This is a genomic window from Gordonia sp. i37 (assembly GCF_002043085.1).
Classification (GTDB): Bacteria; Actinomycetota; Actinomycetes; order Mycobacteriales; family Mycobacteriaceae; genus Gordonia; species Gordonia polyisoprenivorans.
Genome location: NZ_MVPX01000171.1, coordinates 1 through 9,272 on the forward strand (window position 1 = coordinate 1; position 9,272 = coordinate 9,272).

The window sequence follows — 9,272 nt, forward strand, 5'->3', positions numbered from 1 at the left end:
AAGGGCCGCAAGTCGAAGCGGCAGAAGCGTCAGGAATACGACTCGATGCAGGCGCCGGCCGTCGGTGGCGTCCGGCTGCCGCGCGGCAACGGTGAGACCATCCGGCTCGCCCGCGGCGCATCGTTGTCGGACTTCGCCGACAAGATCGACGCCAACCCGGCCTCGCTGGTCCAGGCGCTGTTCAATCTCGGTGAGATGGTCACCGCGACCGAGTCGGTCAACGACGAGACGCTCGAGCTGCTCGGCTCGGAGATGAACTACACCGTCCAGGTGGTGAGCCCCGAGGACGAGGATCGCGAACTCCTCGAGAGCTTCGACCTCAGCTACGGCGAGGACGAGGGCGACGAGGAAGATCTCGAGCAGCGTCCGCCGGTGGTGACCGTCATGGGTCACGTCGATCACGGTAAGACCCGACTGCTCGACACGATCCGTAATGCCAGCGTCCGCGAGGGCGAGGCCGGTGGCATCACCCAGCACATCGGTGCCTACCAGGTCAACACGCACCTCAACGGTGACGACCGGTTGATCACCTTCATCGACACCCCCGGTCACGAGGCGTTCACCGCCATGCGTGCCCGCGGTGCGAAGGCCACCGACATCGCGATCCTGGTGGTCGCGGCCGACGACGGCGTCATGCCGCAGACGGTGGAGGCCATCAACCACGCGCAGGCGGCCGATGTGCCGATCGTGGTGGCGGTCAACAAGATCGACAAGGAAGGCGCCGACCCGCAGAAGATCCGGGGTCAGCTCACCGAGTACGGTCTGATCCCCGAGGAGTACGGCGGCGAGGCGATGTTCGTCGACATCTCTGCCAAGCAGGGCACCAACATCGACGAACTGCTCGAAGCGGTGCTGTTGACCGCGGACGCGTCGCTCGACCTGCGGGCCAACCCCGACATGGACGCACAGGGTGTGGCCATCGAGGCCCACCTCGACCGCGGACGTGGACCGGTGGCGACCGTGCTCATTCAGCGCGGCACGCTGCACGTCGGCGATTCGATCGTTGCCGGTGACGCCTACGGTCGTGTGCGTCGCATGGTCGACGAGCACGGTGACGACATCGAGGCGGCGCTGCCGTCGCGGCCGGTGCAGGTCATCGGCTTCACCTCGGTGCCCGGTGCCGGTGACAACCTGCTCGTCGTCGAGGAAGACCGCATCGCGCGTCAGATCGCCGACCGCCGCAATGCGCGCAAGCGCAACGCGCTGGCCGCACGCAGCCGCAAGCGGATCAGCCTCGAGGATCTCGATTCGGCGCTGAAGGAAACCAGCCAGCTGAACCTGATCCTCAAGGGTGACAACTCCGGTACCGTCGAGGCCCTCGAAGAGGCGCTGCTCGGGATCGACATGGGCGACGAGGTCTCGTTGCGGGTCATCGACCGCGGTGTCGGTGGCGTCACCGAGACCAACGTGAACCTGGCGGCCGCCTCGGACGCGATCATCATCGGATTCAACGTCCGAGCGGAGGGCAAGGCGACCGAGCTGGCCAACCGCGAGGGTGTCGACATCCGGTACTACTCGGTGATCTACCAGGCGATCGACGAGATCGAGAGCGCGCTCAAGGGCATGCTCAAGCCGATCTACGAAGAGGTGGAGCTCGGCCGCGCCGAGATCCGCGCGATCTTCAAGTCGTCGAAGGTCGGCAACATCGCCGGCTGTCTGGTGCAGTCGGGCATCGTGCGTCGCAACGCCAAGGCACGTCTGCTGCGTGACAACGTGGTCGTCGCGGAGAACCTCACCATCGCCTCGCTCAAGCGGGAGAAGGACGATGCCACCGAGGTTCGCGAAGGCTACGAATGTGGTCTCACACTGACGTACAGCGACATCAAGGTCGATGACGTCATCGAGTCCTACGAGTTGCAGGAGAAGCCGCGCGACTGACGCGTATCACTCTCGAGTGCTCCCCTTCCGCGAGTGTGCCGCGCAGGCACCGCGCGGGAGGGGAGCGCCTTTCGATCCCTTCGGGAAGGACAATCATGGCCGATCCGGCACGAGCACAACGGCTGGCCAAGCGGATCTCGTCGATCGTCGCCTCGGCGATCGCCCACGACATCAAGGACCCACGGCTGGCCCATGTGACGATCACCGACGCGCGCGTCACCGGCGACCTGCACGACGCGACGCTTTTCTACACGGTGATGGGCGAGACCCTGGACACCGAGCCGGACTACGAGGCCGCCGCGGCCGGTCTGGCGAAGGCCACCGGAGTCCTGCGGTCCAAGGTCGGTGCGGGCACCGGGGTGCGTTTCACCCCGACGCTCACCTTCGTCCTCGACACCGTCCCCGACGCCGCCCGGCACATGGAGGAGTTGGTGGCGCGAGCGCGCGCGAGTGATGAACTCGTTGCGCGGCGTGCCGCCGAGGCCAGACCGGCCGGTGAGGCCGACCCGTACCGTGCGCCCGGTCACGACGACCCCGACGATGGTGACCCCGACGATGGTGATCCCGACCGTGATGATGAGGACGGCGATCAGGCGTGACCGCAGCGTCGAGTGCGGCGATCGCGCAGACCATCCGACGGGTCGCCGACGACGAGGGCCCGGTGACCATCCTGTGTCACGTCCGACCCGACGCCGACACCATCGGCAGCGGGTTGGCGCTCGGGTTGGCGCTCGACCGGCTCGGGGTGGACGTGGAGGTCGCTCATCCCGGTCCGGAGTCACTCCCGGTGGCTTTCGCCGATCTGCCCGGGCACAAGTTGCTCGTCGACTCGGCAGCCCTGCGAGGCAGTCGGCTGGTGGTGTCGGTTGACGCCGCGAGCCGCGCGCGGCTCGGTGAGCTCGAGTCGCTCTTCGCCGACGCCGAGACCACGGTTGTCATCGATCACCACGCGTCGAACCCCGGTTTCGGCGACCTCGACTTCGTCGACCCGCACGCCGACTGCACCGCGGTGCTCGTCCTGCGTGTGCTCGACGACCTCGGCGTCGACCTCGATGAGGACATCGCGACCTGTCTCTATGCGGGTTTGATCACCGACACCGGCTCGTTCCGCTGGGCACGGCCGGAGTCGTTCCGGGTGGCTGCCCGGCTCGCCGAGGCCGGCGTGGACTCCCGGACCTGGAGTCGCCGGCTGCTCGACACGCATCCGTTCGGCTGGCTGGGCATGGTCTCGGAGATCCTCGCCACCGCGACGCTCGACCGAACTGCCTGTGGCGGTGAGGGATTGGTGTACGCCGTGGTGAACCATCGGGCGTTGGCCGGGATGAGCTGGGAAGAATCGGAGAGCGTCATCGACATCGTCCGGACCACTGCCGAAGCCGAGGTCGCCGCGGTGTTCAAGGAGATCGACGCCGGTGAGTGGACGGTGTCGTTGCGTTCCAAGAGCACCGTCGACCTGGTTCCCATCGCCCGTACCCATGGCGGCGGCGGACATCGCCACGCCTCGGGCTACAGCGACTCGGGTACGGCCGACGAGGTGATCGGTCGCCTCAGGCAATCCCTGTGACCGAACGCAACGCCCCCGAGCCCGCAAACCCCGAGGGGTCGGAACCGGATGCCGGCGGGCTCGATGCCGGTGTGCGTCGGGTCGGCATCCTGACCGTCTCGGCTCTCGCGGTACTGATCGCGCCCCCGCTGTATCTGCTGTTGGATCTCGCAGTGGTCGGTCGGCTGGGCGGCGACGAGCTGGCCGCGCTGGCCGTGGCGACCCTGGTGCTGTCGATCATCAGCACCCAACTGACGTTCTTGTCCTATGGCACCACCGCCCGCTCGGCGCGCAGGTACGGTGCCGGTGATCGGCCGGGCGCGATTGCCGAGGGCGTACAGGCGAGTTGGATAGCGCTGGCCGTGGGACTGGTGATCATCGCCGTCGCCTGGCCGGTCGCGCCGTACGTGATGTCGGCGCTGGTGGGCGACGCCTCGGCGTCGTCGGCGGTCGTGGCCACCGATGCGACGCAGTGGGTGCGGGTCGCGGTGTTCGGTGTGCCCCTCATCCTGTTGTCGATGGCCGGCAACGGCTGGATGCGCGGGGTTCAGGAGACACGTCGACCCATCATCTATGTGGTTGTCGGACTGGCGATCTCGGCAGTGCTCGTCGTCGGTCTCGTCCACGGACTGTGGTTCTTCCCGCGACTGGGCATCGTCGGCAGCGCGGTCGCCAACGTGATCGGACAATCGATCACCGGGCTGCTGTTCGCCGCGCGCGTGGTGCGTGAGCAACTGGTGAGCGTGCGGTCTTCGGCTGCCGAGGAGTCGGGCAGTGTGTTCGCGGCCTTCGCACCGAACCGCCCGATGATCGCAGCGCAGCTGGTGATGGCCCGCGACCTCATCGTGCGCAGTCTGTCGTTCCAGATCTGTTTCATCTCCGCGGCGGCGGTGGCCGCCCGATTCGGTGTCGCGCAGGTGGCCGCACACCAATTGGTGCTTCAGCTCTGGGAATTCATGTCGCTGTTCCTCGATTCGGTGGCCATTGCCGCCCAGGCCCTAGTCGGGGCAGCACTGGGCGCGGGATCGGTGACCATTGCGCGCTCGGTCGCCCGGCGGGTGACCTTGGTCTCGGTGATCGCCGCCGCGGTGATGGCCGCGGTGTTCGCGGTGGGCGCGACGACGCTACCCAAGGTGTTCACCTCCGACTCGGCGGTGCTCGACGCGATCGGGGTGCCCTGGTGGTTCTTCGTGGCGATGCTGCCGATCGCCGGCGTGGTGTTCGCCCTCGACGGTGTACTGCTCGGCAGCGGCGACGCCGCCTTCTTGCGCACGGCGACCCTCGTCGCCGCACTCGTCGGCTTCCTCCCGCTGATCTGGATGTCGCTGATCTTCGACTGGGGACTCGCCGGCGTGTGGAGTGGACTGGTGGTGTTCATGATCGCCCGGCTGATCGCGGTGTGCCTGCGTATCGCCTCGGGACGCTGGCATCGCGTGGGCGCGACGACGCCGGCCGGCAGCCGGGTCGATCAGGTGCCCGCCGGAGGCTGACTGGGCGGCTGACCTGACCACGCCTGCGGTGGCGGGGTGGGCCAGGCCGGCGGTGGCTGAGAGGGCCATACAGGCTGCTGCCCGGCAGGCCACGATGGCTGCCCGGATGTGGCCGGTGACGAGGGTGGCCACGGTGCGGGGCCGCCCTGGGTTCCCCACACGGCGATCGGGCCGGCGGAGGTCGGGGTAGGCCGATCACGTCGAAGGGCGATACCGATGGCGTCGCATGCCCACACAACGAGGACTCCCGCGATGACGAACGCTGCCTGGATCGACACGTTGGCAAACCACCACCACGTCGGATAGTAGCTGTGGTCGTCGAACCATGAGAATGCCACGGACGGCATGTGATTGTTGAGCACCCATGTCCCGATGCCAACGACCCCGACCATCGGGATTACACCGATCCACGCGAAGGGCGTCGCACGACGGGCGATACTCCACCCTCCGATCGTTGCCGTCAGGAACAAGGCGGCACTGATGGTCGCAATCGTGTCGTACGAAAACGAGACATGGAAGGTGGTGCCGCTCACATAGAACAGCACATCGAGACCGTGGCTGAGGGCGAGCAGGATGAAGGCGATCAGAGCCCCGAGAACGCAGCGTCCAGCGGTTCGTCCCCAGAGCCCTACCGTGACGACAAAGATCAGGTAGATCAACGTCCAACCGATGTAGCTCGACCAATGGGTGGACAGCGAGTGATCGGTGACGATGAGGATCACCAGCGACAGCCCCCATAGGAGGACGGTGATCGCCGCACTGATCAGCACTCGCGCCCACCACGGTCCGCGCGCGCCGGGCATGCGTGAACCGCGGCTTGACACACCTGCCGCCGGGACCACGGGAGGGTAGGGATAGTTCATAGTCGGCATCATGGCACGTCGCCGTGACATCGGCGGGCAAGCGCATCGTGCCGGGCTCCGCCGGACATGACAGCGCATGGCACGATGGATCCTCGTGGCTACTCTCTGGGCGATCAGCGATCTGCACGTCGCACATCGGGGCAACGAGCACATCCTCGACCAGATCCGGCCGAAGACGTCGGACGACTGGTTGATCGTGGCCGGTGATGTCTCCGAACGCACCGATGACATCGTCGAGACCCTGCGCCGGCTGCGCGCTCGTTTCCACACCGTCGTGTGGGTTCCGGGCAACCACGAGCTCTACACGACGGCCAAGGATCCGCTGCAGGTGTTCGGGGTGGCTCGCTACGACTATCTCGTGCAAGCGTGCCGGGACATGGGGATCGTGACGCCCGAGGACATCTATCCGTTGTTCGATCCCGGTGACGGCTCTGCGCCGGTACGGGTGGTCCCGATGTTCCTGCTCTACGACTACACCTTTCGGCCCGAGGGCACCTCGACCGCCTTGGCGGCATTGGCACTGGCACGGGAACGCAATGTGGTCGCCACGGACGAATTCTTGCTGTCCCCGGAGCCTTTCCCGACCCGCGACGCGTGGGGGCGTGCCCGCGTGGCGGCCACCCGGGCACGGCTGGAGGCGCTCGACCCGACCGAGCGGACGATCCTGATCAATCACTGGCCGTTGCGGCGGGAACCGACCGACACCCTGATGTATCCGGAGTTCGCGCTGTGGTGTGGCACCACCGAGACCGCTGACTGGCACACCCGGTTCAACGCTGCCTGTTGCGTGTACGGGCATCTGCACATCCCGCGGACCACCTTCTACGACCTCGTGCGGTTCGAGGAGGTGTCGGTCGGCTACCCGCGCGAATGGAAACGCCGCGGGCTGCCCGAACCGTTGCTGCGCCAGATCGCACCGGATCCCGGTCTGCGCGAGGAGGATCTGCCGCCGCACGGCGCGCGATTCGAGCTGCCGCCCGACTACGAGCGTCGCGCCGAGGAGTTCGCCCGGCGGCTCGAACAGCGTCGCGCCGAACAGGCCGCCCGTCGTGCCGAACGGTCGACGAACGACACCCGGAGGGACCAACCGTGATCGAGAAGTTGTTGCCCAGTGGGGTGGCCTCGGCGGAATCCTTCGGTGACCCACCGGATCTCACCCCGCTGCCGGGGGAGGAGTCACTGATCTCGCGGGCCGTGGAGAAGCGCCGACGCGAATTCACCACCGCACGCCACTGCGCTCGTCAGGCGTTGGGACAGCTCGGTATCGAGCCGGTCGCGATCATGCGGGGCGAACGCGGAATGCCGCTGTGGCCCGAGCAGGTGGTCGGTAGCCTCACCCACTGCGACGGGTACCGGGCGGCGACGGTCGCCTACGCGATGGCGGTGCGCTCACTCGGCATCGACGCCGAACCGCACGACGCCTTGCCCGACGGCGTCCTCGACCACACCAGCCTCCCGGCCGAACGTCAGGTACTCGCCGACCGTCCCGACACATTGCACTGGGACCGACTGTTGTTCTGCGCCAAGGAGGCAACCTACAAGGCGTGGTTCCCGCTGACCCAGCGGTGGCTGGGTTTCGAGGACGCGCACATCACCGTCGAGCAGGACCGAGGTGCCGAGGTCCCCATGGGCACCTTCATCTCTCGCATCCTGATCGACGGCCGGACCGTCGACGGTGGCAGTCCGCTCTCTGAGTTCCACGGCCGGTGGATGATCGACCGCGGCCTCATCGTCACCGTGATCGCGGTGCTCTGATGGCCGACGCCTCCATCGAGAACGCCGGCCTCGTCATCGTCGACAAGGCGGCCGGCATCACCAGCCACGACGTGGTCTCGCGGTGCCGCAAGATCTTCAACACGCGCCGCGTCGGACACGCAGGCACTCTGGACCCGATGGCGACCGGCGTTCTCGTCATCGGCGTGGAACGGGCCACCAAACTCCTGGGACTGTTGTCGCTGACCACCAAGTCGTACACGGCGACGATCCGTCTCGGGGCGGCCACCGACACCGATGACCGCGAGGGTCGGATCATCAGTCGCGGGGCGGTGTCGGCGATCTGCGATGACGAGATCACCCGTGCGGTCGCCGATCTCACCGGCGACATCTCGCAGGTCCCGGCCAAGGTCAGTGCGATCAAGGTCGACGGGCGACGCGCGCATGCGTTGGCCCGCACAGGTGCCGAGTTCGATCTCGCCGCGCGTCCGGTGAGGGTCTCACGATTCGAGATCAGGGCGATCCGGCGTCCCGAGGACGACGGCGGCGAGTCCGGCTTCCTCGATCTCGACGTCGAGGTCGACTGTTCGGCCGGCACCTACATCCGTTCCCTGGCACGTGATCTCGGCGATGACCTCGGATCCGGCGGTCATCTGACCGCTCTACGTCGCACCGCGGTGGGGCCGTTCACCCTCGACCATGCCCGAACCCTCGACGTCCTCGCCGAGACCCCCGAGTTGTCACTGACCATCGACCAGGCGGCACTGTTGTCGTTCCCACGTCGCGACATCGACGACGACGAAGCCGAGTCGATCAGTCAGGGACGGTGGCTCGTTCCGTTGGGTCTCAAAGGAATTCACGTCGGCGTCGATCCACGCGGGCAGGCCATCGCACTGATCGAGGAGAAGGGCAGGCGCGCCAGCTCGGTGATGGTGGTACGACCGGCGACGCTGCGCTGATACCGGCACCGTGGGCGAGTTCAGCTGCGCCGCAACTCAGCTCGCGGTCACCAGGAAAATCGCGCGTGCGGCGATGTCGCCGAGATCGATCGGCGTGCCGTCGTTGACGCTGATCGCAATGGTGCCGGCGAACGGCCGCTTCTCGACGACGGTCACCGTGCAGTCGAGTGCGACACCCATCTGATCGAAGTAGCGCAACATCTCCGGATCGGTGTCGGAGATCCGCGCGACGGTTCCGGAGTCGCCGACGTCGAGGTCGGCGAGTGAATCGGCGTCCGGGGTGGGTACCGCACCGTCGACCGAGGGGATGGGGTCGCCGTGCGGATCCCGGCTCGGGTAACCGAGTTTGGCGTCCAGGCGTGCCATCAGACGGTCGGACACGGCGTGTTCGAGGACTTCGGCCTCGTCGTGCACCTCGTCCCAGCCGTAACCGAGTTCACGCACCAGGAACGTCTCGAGCAGCCGGTGTCGGCGCACCATCAGGATCGCCGCGGTGCGGCCCTCATCGGTGAGAGTGACCGCGCCGTAACGCTCGTGGGAGACAAGACCCTGATCGGCGAGCTTGCGGATCGATTCCGAGGCGGTGGAGGCCGACACCCCCATCTTGTCGGCGAGCAGTTTGGTGGTGACCTTCACATCGGCCCACTCCTGCGAGGTCCAGATGACCTTCAGATAGTCCTGGGTCACGGTCGACAGCGTGGTCACCGCAGGCGGCGATTCGCTGTCCCCGGCGGCGGGGGACAGTCCTCTGTTGGGCATGGTGCTCAGCTTATGTGTCGATCCCCCCCGACGCGAAGAAGCGCGGTCGCCGGCACGGGTGGCGGGG

General features: G+C 67.1%; 9 protein-coding genes. 7 read left to right on the forward strand and 2 right to left on the reverse strand.

The window, feature by feature from the left end; genetic code table 11:
- The 4 genes from infB to B1964_RS08550 form a co-directional block, all read left to right on the forward strand.
- Positions 1-1,878, forward strand: a 1,878-nt coding sequence (gene infB, locus B1964_RS08535) for a translation initiation factor IF-2 (protein WP_079929491.1), incomplete at its 5' end; no start/stop codon positions are given.
- 95 nt (positions 1,879-1,973) lie between these two features.
- Positions 1,974-2,477, forward strand: a complete 504-nt coding sequence (gene rbfA / locus B1964_RS08540) for a 30S ribosome-binding factor RbfA (RefSeq protein ID WP_020171518.1) — start codon at positions 1,974-1,976, stop codon at positions 2,475-2,477.
- A complete protein-coding gene (locus B1964_RS08545; protein ID WP_079929492.1) occupies positions 2,474-3,442 on the forward strand; it encodes a bifunctional oligoribonuclease/PAP phosphatase NrnA in 969 nt (322 codons plus the stop codon). The genes rbfA and B1964_RS08545 overlap by 4 nt, the downstream gene beginning before the upstream one ends.
- Complete coding sequence (locus B1964_RS08550; protein ID WP_079929493.1) at positions 3,439-4,911, forward strand: MATE family efflux transporter; 1,473 nt, start codon at positions 3,439-3,441, stop codon at positions 4,909-4,911. The genes B1964_RS08545 and B1964_RS08550 overlap by 4 nt, the downstream gene beginning before the upstream one ends.
- Here B1964_RS08550 and B1964_RS08555 read toward each other — a convergent pair.
- Positions 4,890-5,714 (reverse strand): hypothetical protein, encoded by an 825-nt coding sequence (locus tag B1964_RS08555; RefSeq protein ID WP_253193926.1) that lies wholly within the window; start codon positions 5,712-5,714, stop codon positions 4,890-4,892. The genes B1964_RS08550 and B1964_RS08555 overlap by 22 nt on opposite strands.
- A gap of 154 nt (positions 5,715-5,868) precedes the next feature.
- On the opposite strand from B1964_RS08555, the gene B1964_RS08560 reads away from it, so the two are divergent.
- Genes B1964_RS08560 through truB form a run of 3 tightly spaced genes read left to right on the forward strand, consistent with a single transcriptional unit; the run spans position 5,869 to position 8,446 of the window.
- Positions 5,869-6,867 (forward strand): metallophosphoesterase, encoded by a 999-nt coding sequence (locus tag B1964_RS08560; RefSeq protein ID WP_014359789.1) that lies wholly within the window; start codon positions 5,869-5,871, stop codon positions 6,865-6,867.
- Positions 6,864-7,529: a 4'-phosphopantetheinyl transferase gene (locus B1964_RS08565; RefSeq protein WP_079929495.1), complete on the forward strand. Its 666-nt coding sequence runs from the start codon at positions 6,864-6,866 to the stop codon at positions 7,527-7,529. The genes B1964_RS08560 and B1964_RS08565 overlap by 4 nt, the downstream gene beginning before the upstream one ends.
- Complete coding sequence (gene truB / locus B1964_RS08570) at positions 7,529-8,446, forward strand: tRNA pseudouridine(55) synthase TruB (RefSeq protein WP_079929496.1); 918 nt, start codon at positions 7,529-7,531, stop codon at positions 8,444-8,446. Before B1964_RS08565 ends, truB begins: the two co-directional genes overlap by 1 nt.
- Positions 8,447-8,482: 36 nt before the next feature.
- Here the strand turns inward: truB and B1964_RS08575 are convergent, their stop codons facing one another.
- Positions 8,483-9,205 carry a metal-dependent transcriptional regulator gene (locus B1964_RS08575; RefSeq protein ID WP_006371373.1) on the reverse strand — a complete coding sequence of 241 codons (723 nt, stop codon included), beginning with the start codon at positions 9,203-9,205 and terminating at the stop codon, positions 8,483-8,485.
- Positions 9,206-9,272: the final 67 nt, after the last annotated feature.